The sequence below is a fragment of the Clostridium facile genome, assembly GCF_014297275.1.
In the GTDB taxonomy this organism is placed as follows: Bacteria; Bacillota; Clostridia; order Oscillospirales; family Ruminococcaceae; genus Massilioclostridium; species Massilioclostridium facile.
The window spans coordinates 1,750,100-1,773,614 of the sequence record NZ_JACOQK010000001.1; the positions used below are offsets into that span (position 1 = coordinate 1,750,100).

24 protein-coding genes are annotated in these 23,515 nt (G+C 39.8%); 9 read left to right on the forward strand and 15 right to left on the reverse strand.

All coding sequences use genetic code 11. From position 1 onward, the window contains the following. Nucleotides 1-105: 105 nt before the first annotated feature. Complete coding sequence (locus H8Z77_RS07245; protein WP_186996612.1) at nt 106-1,107, reverse strand: AraC family transcriptional regulator; 1,002 nt, start codon at nt 1,105-1,107, stop codon at nt 106-108. A gap of 142 nt (nt 1,108-1,249) precedes the next feature. Between H8Z77_RS07245 and H8Z77_RS07250 the strand changes: the two genes are divergently transcribed. Further along, entirely contained in the window at nt 1,250-4,492 is a 3,243-nt protein-coding gene (locus H8Z77_RS07250; RefSeq protein WP_186996613.1) for a glycosyl hydrolase, read from the forward strand. 366 nt (nt 4,493-4,858) lie between these two features. On the opposite strand, the gene leuB is transcribed toward H8Z77_RS07250, so the two are convergent. The 11 genes from leuB to H8Z77_RS07305 all read right to left on the reverse strand — a co-directional run bounded on the left by leuB (nt 4,859) and on the right by H8Z77_RS07305 (nt 14,150). Continuing rightward, entirely contained in the window at nt 4,859-5,929 is a 1,071-nt protein-coding gene (gene leuB, locus H8Z77_RS07255) for a 3-isopropylmalate dehydrogenase (RefSeq protein WP_186996614.1), read from the reverse strand. A gap of 60 nt (nt 5,930-5,989) precedes the next feature. Further along, the gene (gene leuD / locus H8Z77_RS07260; protein ID WP_069987284.1) at nt 5,990-6,484 is read right to left on the reverse strand and encodes a 3-isopropylmalate dehydratase small subunit; all 495 of its coding nucleotides are present in this window, start codon (nt 6,482-6,484) and stop codon (nt 5,990-5,992) included. Nucleotides 6,485-6,499: 15 nt separating this feature from the next. Further along, complete coding sequence (gene leuC / locus H8Z77_RS07265; protein WP_069987285.1) at nt 6,500-7,762, reverse strand: 3-isopropylmalate dehydratase large subunit; 1,263 nt, start codon at nt 7,760-7,762, stop codon at nt 6,500-6,502. A gap of 147 nt (nt 7,763-7,909) precedes the next feature. Then, nucleotides 7,910-8,659, reverse strand: coding sequence for an SDR family NAD(P)-dependent oxidoreductase (locus H8Z77_RS07270; RefSeq protein WP_186996615.1), 750 nt, complete (start codon nt 8,657-8,659; stop codon nt 7,910-7,912). After that, nucleotides 8,656-9,123 (reverse strand): GNAT family N-acetyltransferase, encoded by a 468-nt coding sequence (locus H8Z77_RS07275; protein ID WP_069987287.1) that lies wholly within the window; start codon nt 9,121-9,123, stop codon nt 8,656-8,658. The genes H8Z77_RS07270 and H8Z77_RS07275 overlap by 4 nt, the downstream gene beginning before the upstream one ends. Nucleotides 9,124-9,189: 66 nt before the next feature. Further along, nucleotides 9,190-10,593, reverse strand: coding sequence for an aminopeptidase (locus H8Z77_RS07280; protein ID WP_186996616.1), 1,404 nt, complete (start codon nt 10,591-10,593; stop codon nt 9,190-9,192). Between the two features lie 5 nt (nt 10,594-10,598). Then, entirely contained in the window at nt 10,599-11,168 is a 570-nt protein-coding gene (locus tag H8Z77_RS07285; RefSeq protein WP_186996617.1) for a lytic transglycosylase domain-containing protein, read from the reverse strand. A gap of 9 nt (nt 11,169-11,177) precedes the next feature. Next, entirely contained in the window at nt 11,178-11,759 is a 582-nt protein-coding gene (gene coaE / locus H8Z77_RS07290) for a dephospho-CoA kinase (RefSeq protein ID WP_286165520.1), read from the reverse strand. A gap of 4 nt (nt 11,760-11,763) precedes the next feature. Further along, the gene (locus H8Z77_RS07295) at nt 11,764-12,789 is read right to left on the reverse strand and encodes an L-threonylcarbamoyladenylate synthase (RefSeq protein WP_186997123.1); all 1,026 of its coding nucleotides are present in this window, start codon (nt 12,787-12,789) and stop codon (nt 11,764-11,766) included. A gap of 20 nt (nt 12,790-12,809) precedes the next feature. Beyond that, nucleotides 12,810-13,895, reverse strand: coding sequence for a peptide chain release factor 1 (gene prfA / locus H8Z77_RS07300; protein ID WP_186996619.1), 1,086 nt, complete (start codon nt 13,893-13,895; stop codon nt 12,810-12,812). A 63-nt stretch (nt 13,896-13,958) separates the two neighbouring features. Continuing rightward, nucleotides 13,959-14,150, reverse strand: coding sequence for a DUF951 domain-containing protein (locus H8Z77_RS07305; RefSeq protein WP_069987292.1), 192 nt, complete (start codon nt 14,148-14,150; stop codon nt 13,959-13,961). Nucleotides 14,151-14,309: 159 nt separating this feature from the next. Between H8Z77_RS07305 and H8Z77_RS07310 the strand changes: the two genes are divergently transcribed. Together H8Z77_RS07310 and H8Z77_RS07315 are read left to right on the forward strand one after the other, a co-directional pair. Further along, the gene (locus H8Z77_RS07310) at nt 14,310-14,648 is read left to right on the forward strand and encodes a hypothetical protein (RefSeq protein WP_186996620.1); all 339 of its coding nucleotides are present in this window, start codon (nt 14,310-14,312) and stop codon (nt 14,646-14,648) included. A gap of 72 nt (nt 14,649-14,720) precedes the next feature. Beyond that, nucleotides 14,721-15,656, forward strand: coding sequence for a S1 RNA-binding domain-containing protein (locus tag H8Z77_RS07315; RefSeq protein WP_069987294.1), 936 nt, complete (start codon nt 14,721-14,723; stop codon nt 15,654-15,656). On the opposite strand, the gene H8Z77_RS07320 is transcribed toward H8Z77_RS07315, so the two are convergent. The 3 genes from H8Z77_RS07320 to H8Z77_RS07330 are packed head-to-tail and all read right to left on the reverse strand — an operon-like array spanning nt 15,562 to nt 18,548. Beyond that, nucleotides 15,562-16,368 (reverse strand): DUF6873 family GME fold protein, encoded by an 807-nt coding sequence (locus tag H8Z77_RS07320; RefSeq protein ID WP_186996621.1) that lies wholly within the window; start codon nt 16,366-16,368, stop codon nt 15,562-15,564. The genes H8Z77_RS07315 and H8Z77_RS07320 overlap by 95 nt on opposite strands. Nucleotides 16,369-16,404: 36 nt before the next feature. Continuing rightward, nucleotides 16,405-17,577 (reverse strand): ABC transporter permease, encoded by a 1,173-nt coding sequence (locus tag H8Z77_RS07325; protein ID WP_159427344.1) that lies wholly within the window; start codon nt 17,575-17,577, stop codon nt 16,405-16,407. A gap of 2 nt (nt 17,578-17,579) precedes the next feature. Next, complete coding sequence (locus H8Z77_RS07330) at nt 17,580-18,548, reverse strand: efflux RND transporter periplasmic adaptor subunit (RefSeq protein WP_186996622.1); 969 nt, start codon at nt 18,546-18,548, stop codon at nt 17,580-17,582. Nucleotides 18,549-18,710: 162 nt separating this feature from the next. On the opposite strand from H8Z77_RS07330, the gene H8Z77_RS07335 reads away from it, so the two are divergent. From H8Z77_RS07335 to H8Z77_RS07360, 6 genes are all read left to right on the forward strand, one after another. Then, nucleotides 18,711-18,875 (forward strand): hydroxymyristoyl-ACP dehydratase, encoded by a 165-nt coding sequence (locus tag H8Z77_RS07335; protein WP_159427345.1) that lies wholly within the window; start codon nt 18,711-18,713, stop codon nt 18,873-18,875. A 12-nt stretch (nt 18,876-18,887) separates the two neighbouring features. Beyond that, nucleotides 18,888-19,259: a DUF1622 domain-containing protein gene (locus H8Z77_RS07340; RefSeq protein ID WP_186996623.1), complete on the forward strand. Its 372-nt coding sequence runs from the start codon at nt 18,888-18,890 to the stop codon at nt 19,257-19,259. 85 nt (nt 19,260-19,344) lie between these two features. Continuing rightward, nucleotides 19,345-19,998 carry a TetR/AcrR family transcriptional regulator gene (locus H8Z77_RS07345; protein WP_069987297.1) on the forward strand — a complete coding sequence of 218 codons (654 nt, stop codon included), beginning with the start codon at nt 19,345-19,347 and terminating at the stop codon, nt 19,996-19,998. A 136-nt stretch (nt 19,999-20,134) separates the two neighbouring features. After that, the gene (locus H8Z77_RS07350) at nt 20,135-21,406 is read left to right on the forward strand and encodes an MFS transporter (protein ID WP_186996624.1); all 1,272 of its coding nucleotides are present in this window, start codon (nt 20,135-20,137) and stop codon (nt 21,404-21,406) included. A 109-nt stretch (nt 21,407-21,515) separates the two neighbouring features. Beyond that, nucleotides 21,516-22,091 carry a hypothetical protein gene (locus H8Z77_RS07355; protein WP_186996625.1) on the forward strand — a complete coding sequence of 192 codons (576 nt, stop codon included), beginning with the start codon at nt 21,516-21,518 and terminating at the stop codon, nt 22,089-22,091. Nucleotides 22,092-22,096: 5 nt separating this feature from the next. Next, on the forward strand, nt 22,097-23,461 hold the full coding sequence (locus H8Z77_RS07360) for a peptidoglycan-binding protein (RefSeq protein ID WP_186996626.1): 1,365 nt from the start codon (nt 22,097-22,099) through the stop codon (nt 23,459-23,461). The last annotated feature ends 54 nt before the right edge of the window (nt 23,462-23,515 follow it).

Consider the following 23,515-nt stretch of genomic DNA (forward strand, 5'->3'; position numbering starts at 1 on the left):
TAAGACTGGTGGTTTTTCTATTTACTTTCTTGCCTATTTCATACAAATTTATATAGAGTTTATCAGCCATTCAATGCTTTTCGTCCTTCATCCCTATATGAACACCTATGATTCATTCTGCATCCCTTTTCGATATTGGGAAGGGGCAACTCCAAACCGCTTTTTAAATACCTTGTTCAAATAATTACTGTCATTAAAGCCTATCTGTTCTGCTATTTCAGTCATATCCAAATTCGTTGTCTGTAATAATTCCTTAGCGTGGTCCAGCTTAAAATTGTGGACAATTTCAGAAAACGTTTTACCGGTATGTTGTTTCATCAACCGTGAAATATGCCCCGATGAATAATTAAAATGATCCTGTACTTCTGTTAGTGTGACACTTTTATAATTTTGGGCAATGTATGCAATAATATCTGGCAGTAAACTATTTTGTCCCAAATTATTTTGGTCAATATGGTTGGTTTCGATATATTGGCGGGACAAATAAGCAAATAGGATCACCAAATATGATTGGACAACTTTATGGTACCCTGGTTTTTTGCTCAAATACTCCCCTATCATGCTAGTAATCGTATCTTGAATTTGATGGTTTTGAAAACTATCAAAATACATATAATCCTTGGTTTTATTCATCTGGTAGAAATAGTTGACAAAAAAATTGCTCATCAATTTATTATCCGATAATAGCTGCCACATAGAACCTTCAAATAGGGACTTGCTTAGCATAATATTAAAGACGCAGTCATTCTCCTCTGTAGTATATAAATGATGGATAATCGTAGGATTTAATAAAAGGATGTCACCTTGATGAAGTTGGATAACAGCATCCTGGAACTGGTTGAAACATCCTCCACGATAAACATAAACCATCTCAAAATAATCATGGTTATGCCATAGTATCTGTTTTGGTTTGTGCATTCTTTTGCAAGTTTTTCCATGTAATAGGATAACAATATCACGGTCAAGTCCTTTGGATATCCCATCAAATGGAATCGTATAAAATCCCTGTTGGTCTAATTGCAACTGTCTTTTTTCTTTTACCTTCGGGTCAAATAAAATATGGGCTGCACGTTTATATTCTGCTTGTAAGTATTGGTTAAGATCCATAAAAAATCCTCATATCTTTCTCTATTTTCACCATATAAATCATCAAATTACCAAATTGGTTGTGTTTTCATTACATGGAATCCTTTCAATAAATTCATTACACTATTAGTATAACATTTATGGAAAGGATTGAAAATCAAAAATGAAGAAAAAATTTGTGAAACGGGTTTCTTGCATCACACTAGCGGCGGCTTTGTCGTTTAGTATGCTTGGCAATACCATTCCAGCAACCGCTGAGTCAGAAACCCAAACAACCTCATTTGCAGAACAGTTCCAAAATCCAGGAGGCTCATCAAAACCTTATGCTCGTTGGTGGATCTGCCCTGGTATCATGACAGAAGAAGAGACACGTCGGGAAATCCGCACCATGGCAGAAGGCGGATTTGGTGGGTTAGAGCTTGTTGGAATGGATTTAACAACTGTTCCCTTTGGAAGCGATGAATGGAATCAAACGATGAAATGGGCATTGGACGAAGCAATTAAATGTGGGATTACCCTGGATTTCACCTTGAGCCAAATGTGGCCTTTATCCGTACCGGCTATCACCGATGTAAACGACACCAGGTTAGAACAAGGGTTATTTTATAAGGATGTTGCCTTTACCGCAACCGATAACCAAATGGTATACCAGGAAAATAGCCTGCCCATTCCAGATGGAAATTTTGATACTGAAATGGAAAGCGAACTGGTTGCAGTAACAGCTGCTCAAAAACAATCAGATGGGTCTTATGATTCTACTACAGCAATTGATCTGATGAAAGATCAGAACGCCACAATCGACCAAACTGCTGGAACCATTACATGGACTGCACCAAAAGAAGGAGACTGGACAATATTTTATATTTATCGGCAATCTACAGGGGTTATGGCAAAAGCAGGTGGAACTTATGTAATTGACCATACCAGCAAAGAGGCAACCCAGGCATTAATTGACTGTTGGGAAGAAGGGTTCCGAAAAGATCCTGAATTACAAGCCTTGTATGAAAAAAATGGAGGCAGTGTATATGCTGATTCATTAGAATTAGGTAACCAGAAAAAACCTGAAGCTGCTATGTGGACAAAAGATTTACTGGAAGAATTCCAAACCCGTCGCGGATATGATTTAACACCATATTTACCAGCAATATTTATGGACAATTTTTATCCTTATTATGCCCACAAAAATACAATAGATAGTAACTCACATTTTGATTTTAACGAGGTTGGCTATCAGGTAAGGATGGATTTTTTCAAAACATTAACCGAATTATACAACGAAAACCATCTTTCCACGTTAGCAGAATGGGCCCACAGCCATAACATGACATTACGCTATCAGGGCAGTTATAATTCTCCCTTTGAAATTACTGATTCTGTTTTAAATGTAGATATTTCAGAAACAGAATCCTGGAATATGCATGACACCCGTGATGGATACCGTTTACAAAGTGGCGCCGTCCATATGAAAGGCGACCAAATATATTCCACTGAATCCTCAGCTCTATCTGGATTGGCATGGAGGCAAACCTGGACAGGTTCCTACACTCAGGGAATCGACGGATACCCCAATAATAACGATTCCGCAGACGGAACTTCTTTAGATGTTGGTTTGTTGACCTATTTGAACCGCGAATTTGCTACTGGAGTCAATCGAGTAGTCATGCATGGATTTTCTTATAAATCAGATCAAACCAATTCCTGGCCTGGAGACTCTGGAATGTCGGATAAAGCTGGTTTTCCAAACGAATGGGATGATAAAACTCCATTGTGGCAGCATGTCAATGCAATGACCGATTATTTATCTAGAATACAGTTTGTTTTACAACAGGGACAGGGAAATATTGATCTGGCACTCTACCGTTACAATTATTATGATACATCAAGTCTATTAGATGCTGATTTAAATGCATTAGAATCCAACGGATATTCCTACGATTATGTTTCTCCTACTGTTTTAAATATGGACAACGCTGTTGTATCCATACAAAATGGTCAGCCTGTTTTAGCTGCGGATGGCCCTTCTTATAAAGCATTGGTAATCGACCAACGGTTAAACGCAGATACCGGTGAACAGAAAACCTGCGATATGCCTTTGGAAACTGCCAAAAAAATCCTAGATTACGCAGAAGCTGGATTGCCTGTTATCATTCTTGGTGATGTACCAACTAGTGTGGGTAGCTATGGCGGTAGTGTTGAGAAAATGAATCAGCAAAATGCTCAGTTAGCACAGGTGATGCAGGAACTATGCAGTCTGGATAGTGTTATTTTACTTTCCAATTCCAATCGCGAAAACCTGGTTGCTACACTAAAACAGATTTCGATTACCCCAGACGCAACTCCAAATCAGCCTTCTACCAATTTGTTCTATCACCGCAGTGATGAAAATGTAGAATATTACTATGCTTACAATAATAGTTTAAAAGAAAGCTGTACCCAATCTGTCACATTTGAAGGGGAAGGTATTCCATACCAGTTAGATCCATGGTCTGGTGAAATTAGTCCAATTGCTCAATATGAACAAAAAGATGGCAAAACCATTCTTGAAGTCTCATTACAGCCAAATGATAATATGTTGATTGCCATCGCAAAAGAAGGTTGGAACGATACTACCCCGCAAAACCATATTGTATCATCAGATGTCCCAGTAGTGTATGATGAAAATGGAAATCTAGTAGCACGGACAACAGAACAAAACAGCTATTCCTTTACCAATCAAAATGGAGATATTACCTCAATTCAGGTAGAAGCAGCAGAGGAACCGCTCCAATTAAATCAATGGACCATGCAAATAGAATCCTGGACACCGGGCGAAACTCCACTGGAAACCAACAAAGAGATTTTAGGGCCATATCAATTGGATCAATTAGTACCTTGGAACGAAATTGAAGGTTTAGAGGATGTAGCAGGTGTTGCTACCTACAATACTTCTTTTGAACTGGAAAACGGCTGGGAACAAGGGCAAGGCGCTATGATTTCCTTTACCAGAGTATCTGATACCATGAAATTAAAGGTAAATGGTACTGAAGTACCAGTCAACCAGCTTTCCAATACTGTTGATATTGGAAAATACCTGGTAAAAGGTACAAACAACATTACGGTAGAGGTTACCTCCAACCTGGCAAACATTAAAACAGAACGCACCCAGGAATTTGGTGTCATCGGTGATGTAACAGTTACTCCATATGTACAAACTACCCTAGAAATTCCTGAACCAGAACAACCAACCCCAAGCGAATCTTCCAATCCATCCACTCCTTCTGAAACTCCATCAGAAACTCCTTTCAATCCTTCTACCCCATCTACTTCCACTCCAACCACAGGGGATATGGCATTCCCAGCATTGATCGTTGCATTAGGGGCTGCTGGCGCTACTGCTCTGGTTATCGCAAAACGGAAAAAACATTAATTTTAAGTTGTACGGTAAAAGGTACAACATTTAACCTATCAAAAAACCACCAGTCTTAAAAAACTGGTGGTTTTTCTATGATTCAATAAGCTCGCTTCCATTTTCGCCAACAATCAAGATAGATTATATGGTGCTTTTATCCAAAGCATTAATCTTGATAAGGGGAAACTATAATTTTTCGGAACGAAAAGTAATCAATAAGATACAATGTCATGTTAAAACAAAAGCTTCCAATTCAGCACTTGCTATACAAATCTGTATTTAAACTATAGGCACAAACTATAAAATTAGTATGTCATCATTATTCTGATGACATACTAACGCTATTCTAAAATTTTTACTTTCAATATTCTTGAAAAAATTCTATTATAACTCTTGTAAAATAGCGTCACCCATTTCGGAACAGGTTACTAAAGTATTGCCTTCACTCATGATATCACCTGTACGATATCCCTTTTGTAGTACTTTCTTAATCGCCTGATCAACATCATCGGCTTCTTTATCCATATCAAAGGAATAACGCAGCATCATCGAAGCAGAAAGAATGGTCGCAATTGGGTTGGCTTTATTCTGTCCCGCAATATCCGGTGCGGAACCATGGCTTGGTTCATACATACCAAACTTTGTTTCGTTTAAGCTGGCGGAAGCCAACATGCCAATGGAACCAGTAACCATACTTGCTTCATCAGACAAAATATCCCCAAACATATTTTCTGTCAAAATAACGTCAAATTGTTTTGGGTCACGTACCAATTGCATTGCGCAGTTATCCACCAACATATCCTCTAATTCTACATCTGGATAGTCTTTTGCAACTTCATGTACCACTTTTCTCCATAAACGGGAAGAATCCAGTACATTGGCTTTATCCACGCTGGTCACTTTATTGCGGCGTTTCCGGGCAATGTCAAACCCTTTGATGGCAATCCTTCTAATTTCATTTTCATCATAAGTTAAGGTATCAATGGCCTTTTGCACCCCATTTTCCTCAATGGTTTTGCGTTCCCCAAAGTACAAGCCTCCAGTCAATTCACGCATAATCATCATATCAAATCCATCGCCAATAATATCTTCCCGCAATGGACAAGCCGCGTTTAATTCCTCATATAATACGGCTGGACGAAGGTTCGCGAACAAGTTCAGCCCTTTCCGAATTGCCAACAGACCTTTTTCTGGACGTAAATTGGCTGGCTGGTTATCCCATTTCGGACCACCAACAGCACCCAATAAAACCGCATCGCTTTGTTTTGCGGTTTCCAAAGCTTCGTTTGTCAAAGGCACACCAGTAGCGTCAATGGATACACCGCCCATTAACACATCAGTATAATGGAAAGTATGGCCGTATTTTTCGGCAATTTTGTTCAATACACGGAGCGCCTGATCCACAATTTCAGGACCAATGCCATCCCCTTTAATAACAGCAATCTTTTTTTCCATGGTTCAAAAACTCCTTTATCTGACAGTAACCACAGGTAAATGCCTGTGGTTACATTCATATTATTTTCCCTGTTTTTGTTTGATTGAATTTAACAGTCCATTGGCGTTGATAATCTCTTTAATAAATTCTGGGAATGGTTGCGCCTGATAAGTTTCATTTTTGGTCAAATTGGTGATAACACCTGTATCAAAATCCACTTCCACTTCATCGCCATCCTGAATTTTTTCAGCAGCCTCTGGACATTCCATAATTGGCAAGCCAATATTGATTGCGTTGCGGTAGAAAATACGCGCAAAAGTAGAAGCAATAACCACCGAAATGCCACTTTCCTTGATGACCAGTGGGGCGTGCTCACGGGAAGAACCACAGCCGAAATTGCTGTGTGCCACCATAATATCCCCTGGTTTCACTTTCTTTACAAAATCCGCGTCAATATCTTCCATACAGTGGGAAGCCAATTCTTTGCGGTCCATAATATTTAAATATCTTGCTGGGATAATAACATCGGTATCCACATTATCCCCATACTGATGTACTAAACCATGTGCTTTCATTGTTGGGTTTCCTCCTTACATAATTTCTTCCGGAGAACTGATTTTTCCGGTAATCGCACTCGCTGCTGCTACTTCTGGGCTTGCTAGATAAACTTCACTTTCAATGTGCCCCATACGCCCAACAAAGTTGCGGTTTGTTGTCGCAACAGCACGTTCACCTGCTGCCAAAATACCCATATGTCCACCAAGGCAAGGACCACAAGTTGGTGTGGATACGCTGCATCCAGCGTTAATGAAAATTTCTAAATATCCCAATTTCATTGCTTCCAGATAGATCTTTTGGGTTGCTGGAATAATAATGGCACGTACATTTTTCGCGATGTGTTTGCCCTCCATAATTTTAGCAGCTGCCGCAATATCGGACAAACGTCCATTGGTACAAGAACCAATTACAACCTGGTCAATCTTTACATCGCCAACTTCATCAATGGTTTTTGTGTTCTCTGGCAAATGTGGAAAAGCGACAGTGGATTTAATTTCAGAGAGGTTGATATCATATACTTTGGTATACTCCGCATCTGGATCAGGAGCGTATACCGTATAGGATTTGGTGGAATGTTCTTTCAGATAAGCTTCTGTAATATCATCCACTTCAAAGATACCGTTTTTCGCACCCGCTTCAATTGCCATATTTGCCATGCAAAGGCGGTCATCCATGCTCAAGCTGTGCAGACCTTCCCCACCAAATTCCATGGACTGATAGAGTGCGCCATCTACACCAATCATTCCAATAATATGTAAAATAACATCTTTCCCGCTCACCCATTTGTTGAGTTTTCCCGTTAAATTAAAACGAATTGCGGAAGGCACTTTAAACCAAGCTTCCCCGGTAGCCATTCCAGCGGCCATATCGGTGGAACCCACACCGGTGGAAAATGCGCCTAGTGCGCCATAAGTACAGGTATGAGAATCAGCACCAATAGTTAAATCCCCTGCTACTACTAATCCTTTTTCAGGGATCAGGGCGTGCTCAATTCCCATATCCCCAACATCATAATAATGTACAACCCCTTTATCTAACGCAAAATCACGGCATTGTTTTACCATAGTAGCGGATTTAATATCTTTATTTGGGGTAAAGTGATCCATAATCATTGCAACTTTATTTTGGTCAAATACGGTATCAAAACCGTTTTTTTCAAATTCGTTGATTGCAACTGGAGTAGTAACATCATTGCCATGTACCAAATCCAGTTTTGCTTTAATCAGCTGTCCAGGAACCACATGATCCAAGCCAGCATGTGCTGCCAGAATTTTCTGGCTCATTGTCATACCCATTTGCTCAATCTCCATTCTATTTTTGTAATTGATAAGGGCAGGAAACTTCTTTGTAAAAGAAATACCTTGCCCTTATTTGTTTATTGATTTTATTATATCTTAAATATGATAGCATGTCAATAAGTTAAATAAATTAATTTTTATAAATTATTGTTTTTTACGTTGGAAATGGTAAGCTACTTCAGTAATCAGGCGGTCAGGTAAAAATCGGCTTCCAAATTTTGCAATCTTCATGGTGATGCCAGGAATAATTACCTGTTTACGCTGAAACATCTGTTGCAAGGCATATTCCGCCACGCCCCTACTATCCAATCCTTTTAATCCAAACTGCACCCCTGCCCTTTGGTTAAATCCAGTATCTACCGGGCCAGGACATAAAACGCTCAAATGTACTTTTTTATTGCTTTTATTCACTTCCGCTTGTACCGCCTGGGTCAAGCGCAGCACATAGGCTTTACTGGCATAATAAGAGGACAACAATGGCCCCACAAAAAATGCAGCGGAAGAAGCCACGTTTAAAATAAACCCATGGTTTTGCTCCTCCATTTTTTTCACAAATAGTTTTGTCAGGATGTGAACCGCTTTAATGTTCAAGTCAAGCATATTTAATTCATCAGATAGTTCTGTTTCATCAAAACGCCCAAAAATACCATATCCCGCATTATTCACCAATAAATCAATGGGTTCATTTTGATACCGTTCGTATAAGGCAAAACAAGATTCTGGACGAGATAAATCCGCTACCACAACTTCAGCAGGAGTAGGAAGGCTGTTTTGTAGCTGTTTTAGCTTATCCTCACTTCTGGCGACCAAAACGACCTCATATCCCCTACTGCTTAAGAGCTCTGCCATGTCCTTTCCAATCCCATTGCTTGCCCCTGTAATAATTGCTTTCATGATTCTTCCTCCAAATCATACACCATTTGATCATATTCCAAAGGCTGGAACCCTTTTTTCCGGTACAACCGAGTTGCTCCATCATTTTCTCTAGTAACCTCCAAGCGGAACCGTTTTACTTTATCCTGATATTCCTGGAATAACCAATCCAGTACAAAGTTTCCAATCCCTTTTCCTTGATATTCTGGACGGATATACAATTCTTCAATCAATACTACCATTCCAGCAACTTCATTGGAGTGAGTAAATGAAAGATGCAGATATCCTGCGATTTTCCCGTCCTGCTCAATCATCAAGGCACGGGCATATGGGGTCATACTGGTGGATATCTTAAAAATGGTATCAATTTTTTTCTGGTCAATCCCATGTAATGTGGCAATTCCTTTATTATAAAAATCATTTATCATCTCAGAAAATACCTGATAATCGGATTTTCTAAAATCGCGTATTGTCAATTCTGCCATAATTACCTCTCCTTTTACATCATAACTACAACAAAACCTGCCCCGCAACAGGGCAGGCTCTCCAGTTTATTGGCAATAAAATTCATAGAAAGTCCGGTATGTCATATAAACATCCAGTTTTGAAGTAACCTCAAATGGTGCGTGCATAGACAGTACTGGTACGCCAACGTCCACAACATCCATATTCAAATTGGCAAGGAAAGCTGCAACGGTACCGCCGCCACCGCCATCGACTTTTCCCAATTCCGCAATCTGCCATACAATACCACAACGGTCCAATAAACGACTGATACAATCCACAAATTCCGCGGAAGCATCCGAGGTACCACTTTTTCCTCTAGCTCCTGTATATTTAGAAATTACCACCCCACGGTTGCAAAAAGCAGCGTTGCGCTGTTCCATTACATCAGGGAAGGTTGGATCAAATCCGGCGTTTACGTCAGCGGATAAGCATTGGGTATGGGACAATACTGTCCTTCCTTCTACCCCATGTGGTTTTGCCAAATCCGCAATAAAATACGCAAAGAAAGAGGACTGCAAACCAGTGTTTCCTTCGCTTCCAATTTCTTCTTTATCCGCTAAAACAGTTACCATTGTTTTCGATGGTGCTTTGCAATCCAAGGTTGCCATTAACGCAGTGTAGGCACAAACCCTGTCATCCTGTCCATAGCTCCCTACCATGCTGCGGTCCAAGCCAACGTCGGACGCATGGAATGCTGGAACCATTTCCAGTTCAGTGGAGATAAAATCCCGTTCTACCATGCCATATTTTTCGTTTAAGATACGCAGGATATTCAGTTTTACCTTCTCGCTTACCTTATCATCTCGGAAAGGATGAAGGCCAACCAAGATATTCAGTTCTTCCCCTTTAATCAGTTCCGGGGAGGTACGTTTCATCTGGTCTACTGCCAGATGTGGCAATAAATCACTAACACAGAATACTGGATCTCCTGGGTCTTCCCCAATATTCACCTTAATTTTACTACCATCCTGCTTCAAGATAACGCCGTGTAAAGATAGTGGTATTGTTGTCCACTGGTATTTTTTAATTCCGCCATAATAATGGGTTTTGAACAAAGCCACCTCATGATCTTCATACAATGGATTTGGTTTTAAATCCAAACGGGGAGAATCAATATGGGCTGCAATTAAACGGACTCCATTTTCCAGTGGTTCTGCGCCCATTACCGCTAGAACAATACTTTTATTGCGGTTGTTGTAGTATACCTTTTGTCCGGCCGTATAAGTAACGGATGGATCAAATGGGACAAATCCATTCTGTTCCGCTTTTTCGATTGCGTAATCCACTGCTTCCCGTTCTGTCTTAGCTCGGTTTAAAAAGTTTTTGTATTCCTCACAAAAATCATCTGCCTGTTTTAACTGGCTTTCATCTAAAATCAGGCCGCCATTTTTGCGCTGCATAAATAACTGTTCTTTTAGCAATTCTGCTTGAGATTTTTCTTGTTCCATGATGCTCACTCCTTATATATTTTTTCATAAATAAATTTTGTTTTTAATACCCGTTTAACATAGGTTTTGGTATCATCAAATGGGATACTCTCAATGTTCAATTCCGTTGGGGAATGCTCTGGGGATTCCAACCATTCCTTTACACTACCCCAACCTGCATGGTAAGCAGCGATCGCAGTTGGTTCTGACTGAAATTCCTCTAATAACAGATGTAGAACATAAACGCCATGCTGAATATTAACTTCTGGGTCAAATACCTGGTCATACGTAACATCCGGTGCATCTGGCATCCTACTCTGCGCCCAATCAAAGGTATCCTCCATCAACTGCATCAATCCTTTTGCCCCTACATTGGAAACTGCATTGGGATTAAAACCACTTTCACAGCGGATTACCGCATAGACTAGATTTTGGTCCACATGATATTCCTCTGCATATTTTTCTACATATTCGGTATATTTTTTTGGATATGCAACTGTATAAACTGCATGTAACACAAAACCCAGTATCACAATAGCAGCCAATACCACAGCCAATACTCCAAATAGATGTTTTACCAACCGGCTGTGTTTCATATATTCCACCTATCCATATTTGATTTGATTGATTAATTCCAAACTACGCAACTTTAATTCCGCTAAGGAACCATTTGCGTCTATTGTATAGTTTGACCGATTTTTATAAAAATCATCCCCATGTTGGGAGGAAATCCGATCCATTGCCTGCTGTTCTGTTAAGTCATCCCGAAGCATGATACGTTGTTTTCTGGTCTGTTGATCTGCAAGAACTGCAACTGTACAGTTACAAAGGCTATCTGCACCGCTTTCAAACAAAGTGGGAGCGTCTAACAAAATCCACTGGCTTGCACTGTTTTTTATTTTTGCTGTAATGGATTCCATCAAATAAGGATGGGTAATCCGATTTAAATGTTCCAGCTGTTTTTTATCTGTAAAAACAATCTGTCCCAGTGCCTTTCGATTCAAACTGCCATCTGACTGTATCACATTGGAAAACTGGGCTGCAATTTCATTTAAACAGGGTGTGCCAGGTTCTACAATTTCCCTTGCCACTAAATCAGCATTAATCACATCAAAACCATTCCGGGCAAAAATCTCACTTACCGTTGTTTTTCCTGCCCCAGTCTGGCCAGTCAATCCTACCACCATTGTATCACATCCTTGCATCCTCTAATGGAATTACCTGAAATCCTGCCGCACGGATTAATCGGTTGTACACCGCTAATCCCATCCCCTGTTTCTCCGGGCAACGGGCATATACTTTTTTTGCCCCCAACCCATCCAATCGACGCAACACCGCAAACAGTTCTTTTGCCTGTTCCGCAGCATCCGCCCCATATGTTAAGCATGGACATGCAATTCCTTGTTGTTCTCCATCAAATACCAACGCATAAGTTGCGGAATCCCAATGGGAGTTGACATACTCTTTAAATTGCGCAAGATTTCCGCTTAAAATCGTAACATCCGCCTTTGGGGAATAGTGTTTATATTTCATCCCTGGAGATGCCGCTTGAGCCCCTTCTTTTAACTGATGTAATACTGCCGGATCAATCTCCACCTGATCACAACAGGTTTTCAGCATTTCTGGAGTAACAGCACCTGGCCGCAGCAGGTGGAGACAATCCTCTTTGACCAGTACGACAGTGGACTCAACTCCTACCTGACATTCCCCACCATCTACAATCAGCGGAATTTTTCCGTCCATATCCTCCCAAACATGTTGAGCTGTAGTGGGACTTGGTTTTCCAGAAAGGTTGGCGGAAGGGGCTGCTAAAGGCAAACTGGACTCCCGGATAATTGCCTGTGCTACCGGATGAGATGGAAAACGAATTGCAACCGTTTCCATCCCAGCAGTAACTTCCATTGGTACTTTTTCTGACTTAGGGAAAATCATCGTCAACGGCCCTGGCCAAAACTGCTCTGCCAATTTCTTTGCTGGTTCTGGAACCGCAGTAACCAAAGGCTGCAACATTTCCAAATTACTGATATGCACAATTAAAGGATTATCCTGCGGCCTTCCTTTGGCTTGAAAAATTTTTTTAATAGCAGCTGGGTCATATGCACTGGCGGCCAGGCCATAAACAGTTTCGGTTGGCATTCCAACCAGTTCTCCCTGTTTTAACAACTGGGCTGCCTGTTGAATCCCTTCTTTGGTTGGTTGTACAATTTTTGTTTGAATAAGTCCTCACCTTGTTCCTATTATGCTTCAGATTCTGCCGCTAATTTTGCTGCCTGGTCCGCTGTTACCAGAGCATCAATGATCTCGTCAATATCCCCGTTTAAATTTTGTTCCAAATGGTAGAGGGTTAAACCAATTCTATGGTCGGTTACACGACCCTGTGGGAAGTTATAAGTTCGAATCCGTTCAGAACGGTCACCGGTTCCCACTTGCGCTTTTCGTTCCGAAGCAATTTTGTCATTTGCTTCCTGCATCGCCTGTTCATATAAACGGGTACGGAGGATTTTCATCGCTTTTTCTCTGTTTTTGTGCTGGCTTCGTTCATCCTGGCATTCTACTACCAGCCCTGTTGGAAGGTAGGTCAGACGGATAGCGGATTCCGTTTTGTTGACATGCTGCCCGCCGGCACCGCTGGCACGGAAGGTATCCACCTTAATATCAGTTGGGTTAATATCAAATTCCACTTCTTCTGCTTCTGGAAGCACCGCCACAGTTACGGTAGAAGTATGGATGCGTCCCTGAGTTTCTGTTTCTGGTACACGCTGTACACGATGTACCCCGCTTTCAAATTTCAAACGGGAATAAGCGCCTTCTCCTTCCACTTCAAAACAAACTTCTTTAAAGCCACCGATTTCGGTCTCATTGGCGCTTAAAATCTCTGTTTTCCAGTGTTTGGATTCCGCATACATGGTGTACATGCGGTATAAGTCGTAGGCAAACAGGGCTGCTTCATCACCGCCTGCACCGCCACGAATTTCTACAATAACGTTTTTATCATCATTCGGATCTTTTGGCAACAACAGGATTTTCAATTCTTCCCCTAGTTCTTCCAGTTTCTTTATTCCTTCATTATATTCTTCCTGCACCATTTCTTTGAATTCTTTATCAATTTCTGGATCGTGCAACATGGATTGTGCGTCGTCTACATCCTGCTGTACTTTTTGACGTTCCTGGTATTTTTCTACAATTGGGGTCAAATTTTTCAATTCTTTCATCAAATCACGGTAAACCGCCTGATTATTCACCACATCTGGGTCCATCAACTGGTTATTAATATCTTGGTAGTGTTTTTCAATCGCGCCAAGTTTATCTAAAATATCTGCCATAAAAATGTTCTCCTTTATTCTTCTACAAAATGATTGATGTGTTACAAATAAAAGCCAGCCCCGCTACAAATCAGGGTCGGGACGAAGAATTTTTTTTATATTTTTTTCCACTTTTGCTCGAGGTAACATCACTTCACGACCACAGGTTTTACAGCGGATTTTAATATCCATCCCGGTACGCAATACGGTAAATTCCTTTTCCCCACAAGGATGCTGCTTTTTCATCACCAAAGTATCTCCTACTTGTATATCCACGAATCCACCGCCTTTCTTGTTATTCACATTCTAATACTAGTTTATTATACCATTAAACCCAGTAAATAGGCAAGATTTTCTATCATAGGATTCAAAAAAAAGATCAAAATAAGAAAGAGAGTTATCTCTATTAAAGAATTTTGGAAAGAAGGATGCTTTATGAATCAAACGGTATACGCACATTTTACTGACCATCAGACCGCCATGCAGGCTTTGCGGGATGCCAAACAGCACTTTGCCATACAACAGGCAGATTGTTCTGGAAGTTCCAACGTTTCTGCAGCGGTTACCATGGATGTGCCCCCCGAAAAATTTGCCGACCAAACGGTGGGTGGAATTTCCGCACCGGTGTATATGACTGGACCAAACACCAAAGCTTCTGTCACCCTGGATCAGAGCGGCGACTATACCGTTGCGCTAACAGCGGATGAACAGGAATCTAAAACAGTTGCTTTGTTTTTACAAGCAAGAGGCGGACAAAATGTAAAAATCCGATAGCCAAATACGCATAAGTTATAAAACCTCCGAATACACTGGAATATCTGAAAAAATCAAGGAGGTTTTATAACAATGCGATTTTATCCAGAAGGATTGCTTTACCATCAGCCGGAAAACAAACTGGGGATTTCTACTCCATTCCAGCTGAAAGAAAGTATGGCATCCCAAAAAATATTGGAAAGCAAAGCGATCCTCTGCGACAGCCAGCACAACCTTGTGGTACAACTGGGCTGTATGAAAGGGTTCATCCCCCGGGAAGAAGGGGCAATCGGTATCGGGGAGGGCACCACAAAGGATATTGCGTTAATTTCCAAAGTAAACAAGCCAGTATGTTTTGTAGTAACCGGTTTTCAAGAACAAAATGGGGAAACCATAGCTTTACTATCCCGCAGGAAAGCGCAACAGATTTGTTATAGGGAATACATAAATCAACTAGCTCCAGGGGATATCATCCCCGCTGTTGTTACTCACTTGGAACCTTTTGGTTGTTTTGTGGATATTGGTTGTGGCATTCCCTCATTAATTCCCATTGATGCGATTTCTGTTTCCCGAATCTCCCATCCAAAAGACCGTTTTTGGGTTGGACAGGAAATTCGCACCATTGTCCGTTCCTTGGACGAAAATGGGAGGGTATTCCTATCTCACAAAGAGCTGCTTGGAACCTGGGAGCAAAATGTTTCCCAATTCCATGCTGGTGAAACTGTGGGCGGTATCGTCCGTTCCATAGAGAGCTATGGTATCTTTGTGGAACTTACACCAAACCTGGCTGGTTTAGCGGAATACAAAGAAGGGGTACAGGCAGGGCAAAATGCCAGCATTTATATTAAAAGCCTTATCCCGGAAAAAATGAAAATTAAGTTAATTATTGTAGATGCATTTGATGCTCCTCCTACCAAACCGGAAGTACAATATTTTATTGATGAGGGGCATATCGACCATTGGTGCTATTCCCCCGACTGTTGCAGTAGGATGATTGAGACAAATTTCCAGTTTCCATTAGAGGAATAATACCACCAATATCATAAAGCTGGCTAGCACTTCCTTCTACAATAGATACGCCATGTTTTTCACAAAATCTGCGGATGGTTTCCCCATCTGGATGGGAACACAGTTTTCCCGTCAGATAAAGCAGATTTTCCGCTATTTTTCCACAGCAGCCACCAATAAACCCAGTATCATAACCTGGTAATTCAATCCATCCGCTTTGTATTTTTAACACATCAAATCCAAACTGTTGAAATTTCCGGAACAACCCAACATCCGCGGTAATCACCGCATTCTGTTGCACAATAGCTACTGAACACTTGGTATATCCTTGTTTGACCGAAATTTTCGTACAATTTTGTAAGCCAATTTCCAACCCAGGTGAATCCTGATGAAACCTGCCGAATAAATAACCTCCAACACGGCAGCTATCATACAGGATATCACCTGGGTATTTTGCTGTTAAACGGATTTTTGGTGGAATAATAGAAGCTCCATACTGTTTCAATAATTCCCCTACCTCTGATTGGTAAACCGCTACTTGTTCCCGCTGGATATGTTGTAATAACAAATCAGCATGGGAACATACTGGTTTTGCCAAATCATCACAGGGAGGGATAGGAATCACCGTAATCCCTTTTTCCTGTAAATCCTGTATCACCCAATCCGCTAAACTTGATACTGCTGTCAAACTTACTTTCGACTGGGGCAAATGGGGAGTTTCAATCCATTTCATCGTCTCACCTATTATGTATCCCCTTGTTAAAGGGGGTTATTCGGAACGGAGTGCTTCTACTGGATTTAAGTCGGCTGCCCTTCTCGCTGGATAGACGCCAAACAGCATCCCTATTCCACAGGAAAAGCCCAAGCAGGTAAAAAGTAGTTTCCAATTCCAAAAAAATGAAAATCCAAACAATCGGCATCCAGCAATCACACAGGCTGTCCCAATTACAATTCCTATTATACTGCCAAATAGACAAATAAAAAAGGATTCGGATAAAAATTCACATAAAATTCTTCCTTTGGAAGCACCAATAGCTTTTTTGATACCAATCTCTTTTTTCCGCTCCTGTACTGATGTCATCATCACAGTCATAATCGAAATACCGGATACCAACAGAGAAATCCCACCAATTAACGCAAGTACACCAGTTACTGTATTCAATATTCCGTTGAGTTTATCCTTTTGCTGCACCAAGTTTTGTACGGAAACATTTCCTTCACCCAACTGCTGTTCCAATTCTGTTTGCAACTGGGTAATATCGTTGCTATCATCCACCAGCTTAATCATAATCTGATCATATCCCTTGGCATTATATCCTTTTTGTATCGTGGTAATGGGGGCATAAAGAAAACAAGGGATATATTCTCCCATCATCCCCTGTAACATATTTCCACCAGAAGCCACTACCCCTACCACTGTAAAATCCTGTTCTACTCCATTTAATTGAATCGAAATTTCTTTTCCAACAATATTACTTCTGCCATACATATTTTTCGCATAGCTTTCATCTACAATACAGTTTGTTTCTTGACCGTTTATATCTGCCTGGTTTAACATTCTGCCATGTAATAAATCTAAAGAAACCATAGATTCTACCGTTTTGTCCACTCCAAACACCACACACTGGTCACTATTTCCGTGTGCGGATACAGTGGAGTATTTCATCATCAGAGGCATAGATTGTTTGACCACAGGATTTTTCTGGACAAGCTGGAGCTGTTCTTCCCCTATAGTTTTACTAGTTTTGCTGCTGTCCACTCCAATCATAACACCATCTATTCCTATACTGTTGAGTTCCTGGTTAATGACATCTTTTCCTACATCTCCAATAGAAGAAATAATTACAACTGAAAACACTCCAATGGCTACTCCTAACATTGTCAATACAGAACGGGCTTTTTTGCGGAAAATACTTTTTAAACTGTCAGCCAATACCCCCACATTCATTCCTCCTTTAGTTTTACATAGCAATTATTTGTCTGGAGGGAAGAAGCGGAACGGATAATCCAATCTTCCTTGGAAACTCCACTTAAAATTTCGATTCCATTTTTGGTTTCTTGCCCCGTTTTTACCGGCCTCATTACTGCCCTGCCGTCCTGGTAGCAAAATACATATTCTGTTCCATCATCCAGTTGGTTGACAGATTCATATGGGAGCATCATTCCTGTGCGTTCTGGTTGGGTAGTAATGGTTGCCGTAACATGGCTACCTAATGTAATATCTTCTGGGGCATTATCGATAGAGATTTCTACTTGTACCCCAGTTTGTGTACTTAGCCCCTCTGTTTTTGTGGTAGTTGCGGGATAAATTTTTTGTACGGTTCCAGAATAAGATTGTTTTCCGAGAGACTTACCCGAAATTTTCACCTGCTGCCCAATCTGAACCTGGCTAACATCGTCCTCATTTACAAATGCTTTTACTTGTAATTGGCTGGAATCTGCAATTGTAACCACCGCGTTTCCCATACTGGATAACATGCCTTCCTGTAAGGAAATCGAAGTAATGGTTCCGGTAGCGTTAGCGATAATCTGTTCTGGAAAATCAGAAATCTTTTCATCAAAGCTGCTTCCAGCTAACAAAGCAGAAAAATCAGTATTGCCGATGTTTTTTTGAATACTTGCCATAGCGGATACTGTTTGTTCGGTATCCACTAAAGCCAATACCTGGCCAACCTCTACCCAATCCCCTACCGATACATTCACCTGACTTGGGACGACGGGATAATCCAAAATATAATCTTTTTGATGAATGGGTCGGATTTCTCCAGTTGCTTTAACGGTTTCGGAATAGGATTGTTCTTTTACTTTAGTGACCTCTACTACTGGAATCCCTGCAACAATCCAGTTTGGAATCCAAATTGCCGCCATAATTAGTATTCCTGTTAGAATCGTTAGTCGAATGTATTTTTTCATCTGTTTCACTCCGCTCCCTATATGTTATTCTGTAGATTCCAATGATGCTTTAGCCAGATTTATTGTTTACTTGATTATGGAGAATATGCAGTAAAATAGAATGTATATTTCCATGAAAACACTACACAATAATGGTAACCAAAAACAAGGGAGGTTTTGTACGTGAACCTGGTTCCATGTGCCAGTCCATGTATCCATCAAAAAGACGGATATTGCCAGTTAAATCATCCTGTTCCTGTTACTGGGAGCGCAGTAGATGGCTGTTGCTATTTTACCCCCAAAAAAACCGATAAACTGCAGGATTCCTTACCAAATTTAGATGGTTAAGGAGGGGCTATCTTGGAATTTTTACACCAACTATTACTACAAATTGTAAACGCAGCGATTCTGTTATTAGAGTTTATTGGCGTCATTGTGATTATTTTATCGGGAATTTCCGGATTTTTTCAATATATCAAACACAATCCCTTTACTCGTTTAAACTTAGCAAAGGGATTGGCAATGGGCCTGGAATTTAAACTGGGCAGTGAAATACTCCGTACCGTTGTTGTACGGGACTGGAACGAAATCATCACAGTAGGTGCAATTATCATTCTGCGTGCTTCCCTCTCCCTGTTTATCCATTGGGAAATTAAAACAGAGGAACAGCATCATATTCCAAAACAAAATCATTCTGAACTGGAGAAAAAAACATCCAATGGTAATGAATAAGCTATTGGATTATTTTTTGTTGACAAACATACTGTTGGTATGTTATATTAGATACATACTATTAGTATGTATTGAGGTGGCATTTATGGCACGAAATAAATATCCAGAAGAAACAGTACAATTGATTTTGTCTACCGCAGCACGATTGTTTGTGGAAAAAGGGTATGAGCATACTTCTATCCAAGATATCATTAACCATCTTGGTGGGCTAAGCAAAGGGGCAATTTACCATCATTTTAAATCCAAAGAAGAAATTTTAATCGCAGTCGTAGATCAAATGTGTGCGGGAATTGAAGAAATGATGGCTGAAATCTGTGAAAACCCAAATTTAACAGGAAAAGAAAAACTTCGCCAGATGTTTTGGGCTTCTATTAACCGTCCTGGTCAAGAAAAAATTTTTCGAACAGCACCAAATTTTATGGACAATTCCAGATTATTTATTTTGATGATACAGGATGTAATGCAAGAAATTGCACCAAAGTTTATCCAGCCTGTTATTGAAGCTGGTGTACAGGATGGTTCTATCCAGACCAAATACCCACAGCAATTTGCGGAAGTTTCTATGCTGCTTACAAATATTTGGTTAAATCCATTGATTTTCCAGGACAACGCAGAAAATCTGACCAACAAATTTTATTTTTTAAAACATATGTTCCAATCACTTGGAGTAGATATGCTAGAAGATGAAATGTTGGATAAATTATTAGAATTTTGCACAGCATACCAAAAAAATCAATAAAAATGATAAGCTGCTTATTTATTATTTTTATTTTAGTTAAAGCTATACCATTGGCATTTTATTTGCCAAGATGCCAATGATGATTTATTTTTTACCAAAATACATACCAACGGTTGGTATTAAGGAGGAATTACCTATGTCCAGTACAAAACATTTTTCCAAAGATTTTATTTTAGTAGTAATTGGCCAGATTATCTCCCTATTTGGCAACAGCGTCCTTCGTTTTGTCTTACCGCTCCATCTATTAAATATTACAGGTTCCGCTGCTTTATATGGATTTGTGTCCGCTTTTTCCTTTATTCCTATGCTGGTAATGTCCCCTATTGGCGGTGTTGTCGCTGACCGCATCAATAAACGCAACATCATGGTAGGTTTGGACTTTTTTACTGGAGGAATTATTGCCATCTTCTTTTTGGTATACCAGCAGTTTAACTTGGTCGTTCTCATTTTAATCGTATTGGTTTTATTATATGGGATTTCTGGAGCTTATCAGCCTTCTGTACAAGCCAGCCTCCCATTCTTAGTATCTGAAAAAAAATTAGTTCCCGCCAATGCTATTATTAATATGGTTTCCTCTTTAGCAAATTTAATTGGACCCGTATTGGGCGGAATCCTATATAGTATGGCTGGTTTACGTACTATACTGGTAATTAGTACAATTTGTTTTATTTTTTCTGCTGTTATGGAGTTATTTATTCACATACCATTTCGTCCCATGCCACAAAAAAACTCTATTGTACATATTTTAACCGGAGACTTAAAGCAAAGCCTTACTTTTATCATAAAAACTCGCCCTATTATTGGAAAAATTGTTGTAATAATTGCCTTATTTAATTTATTTTTATCCGCTATTTTAATTATCGGTATTCCTGTAATCGTCAAACAGGTTCTTCCATTGAAAGGTTTTAATACCGATGAAATGTTAGGATATATTCAGGGGATTATGGCACTGGGAGGATTATCAGGCGGACTTTTTGCCAGCACAGCTAGTAAAAAATTAAAGGTACAATCCGTTTGGAAATTATTATTAATAGGCAGCTTTTTGTTATTGCCAATGGGGATTATACTATTTTTGCCGCTACAGGGTATCCTGCAATATGGTATTTTCAGCGTTTGCTGTTTTGCGATGATGCTCATTTTTACCCTTACAACTGTGCAGTTAATGGCATATATTCAAACAATTACTCCAGAATATTTAATTGGAAAAGTAATTGCCTGGATCCTCTCTATTTCAGGCTGCTTCCAACCAATAGGTCAAGCACTTTATGGAGTATTATTTGAAAGTATGAAGCACTTTGAAGGATTATTATTTCTTGGAGCTGCTATCATTGCAGCAGGTATTTCTATTTATTATAAAAAATTAAACAAACAACTAGTTTCAACTACCAATGAAAAAATAAAACCTTGATACATAAAAATCATTGTATCAATAAAATTTTTCCCCTTTTTCCCGTTCCATTTTCCAATTTAAACGCATATGATAGAAATGAAACGATATGGATAAAGGGGTGTTTATTATGAGTTTATCTCAAGATGATGCATTACAACGTCAAATTGAATCATACAAACAACAATTGATGCAGATGTATCAAAGACGTCCAAAATCACTGGAGAAAGAACAGCCAGTTGTACCTACCATTGTGTCCCCTTCCAAGGATGAAGGTTCCTATTATTCTGGAACAGAGTTCCAAGATAATAATTTAAAGGTCGGTTATTTAAAAATTACTACTACAATCGCGAGGAGAGCAATTCCAATTGAGGGGGCACGCTGCGTTGTCAGCAAGGATATTGGTGGGGGACGGCGCATCTTCTATGATGTTTACACAGATGAAGATGGAAGCACTGAAAAACTTCCACTTCCTGCACCGGACAAAAGTTTTTCAGAACAACCAGAAAGCGACCATAGAGTATCTGCTTCCTATGATATTGAGGTGACAAAACCAGGCTTTGTTCCAGTAACAGATCTAAATGTTCCTATTTTTGATGGCATTCTATCAATACAATCAGTCAATTTAATTCCAGATACTAATTCTAACCAAAATCCCGATCCAATTATCATTGATGAATCCTATCCTAGTGATGAAAGGAGGTAATTCACATGGCCAATGGAGATCTTCCTTATATTCCGAATTTAATTACCGTCCATTTGGGAAAACCAGATCAAGAAGCCCAAAATGTGCAAGTTTCCTTTCCTGATTACATAAAAAATGTAGCATCCAGTGAAATTTACCCAACCTGGCCAGAAAGTGCTATCCGTGCGAATATTTATGCTCAAATTAGTTTTGCTTTAAACAGAATCTACACAGAATGGTACCGCAGTAAAGGTTATGATTTTGATATTACCAATTCTACTCAATACGATCAGGCATTTGTCTATGGACGTGATATTTATGATAATATCAGTAGAATAGTAGATGAAATATTTAATAACTATGTAAGAAAACAGGATAGTGTAGAACCATACTTCACTCAGTTTTGTAATGGTACTACTGTAACCTGCCCTGGACTTTCCCAATGGGGGACAGTTACTTTAGCAGAACAAGGATACACTCCTTATGAAATATTACAATATTATTATGGGGATGATATTGAGATTGTCCGCAATGCTCCTATCCGAAGCAATATTCCATCCTATCCTGGAACTGTTTTACGGTTAGGCTCTGCTGGAAATGAAGTACAGGATATTCAAATCCAATTAAACCGTATTGCCGACAACTACCCTTCTATTCCTAAAATACCTAATATCAGTGGACGGTTTGATCAAAACACAGAGAACGCTGTCCGGCAGTTTCAAAAAATCTTTAACTTAACCCAAGATGGCGCAGTGGGTAAATCGACCTGGTACAAAATTAAATATATTTATAACTCTGTAAAACGGCTAGGAGAACTTTCTTCTGAAGGCATCAAGTACGATGAAATTGCCAACGTGCTGCCAACAGTATTGCGCCGGGGAGATACCGGAAACTATGTGCAAGCACTACAATACTATCTCTCCGTTATAGGATACTTTAACGAATTTATTCCATTTATTCAAATTGATGGAATATTTGGTCCAGCCACAGAAGATGCGGTAAAACAATTTCAATCTCTGTATGGTTTAACAGCAGATGGCATTGTAGGAAGACAGACATGGAACAAACTGGAGGATGCCTATTTGGGTATTGTGCGGTCTTTACCAGAAGAATATTATGGAGCAAGGGCAAAAATCTATCCAGGCAGATTATTACAAGAAGGTATGCGTGGAGATGATATTACTGATTTACAGACCTATCTCTCTTTAATTGGAAGAACCTATACAGAAATACCCGAAATTCCTGTAACAGGATATTTTGGATCACAAACAGCAGATGCAGTACGTAAATTCCAAGAACTTTTTGGAATTCCTGTATCCGGTGTTGTTGGCCCTCCCACATGGAACGCTATTGCAAACGAATATAATGCAATAACATTAGGTGGCCTATAATAAAAATTAGCAAATAGGATTTTAAACAAATCCAAATTGATATATTATTTAAAA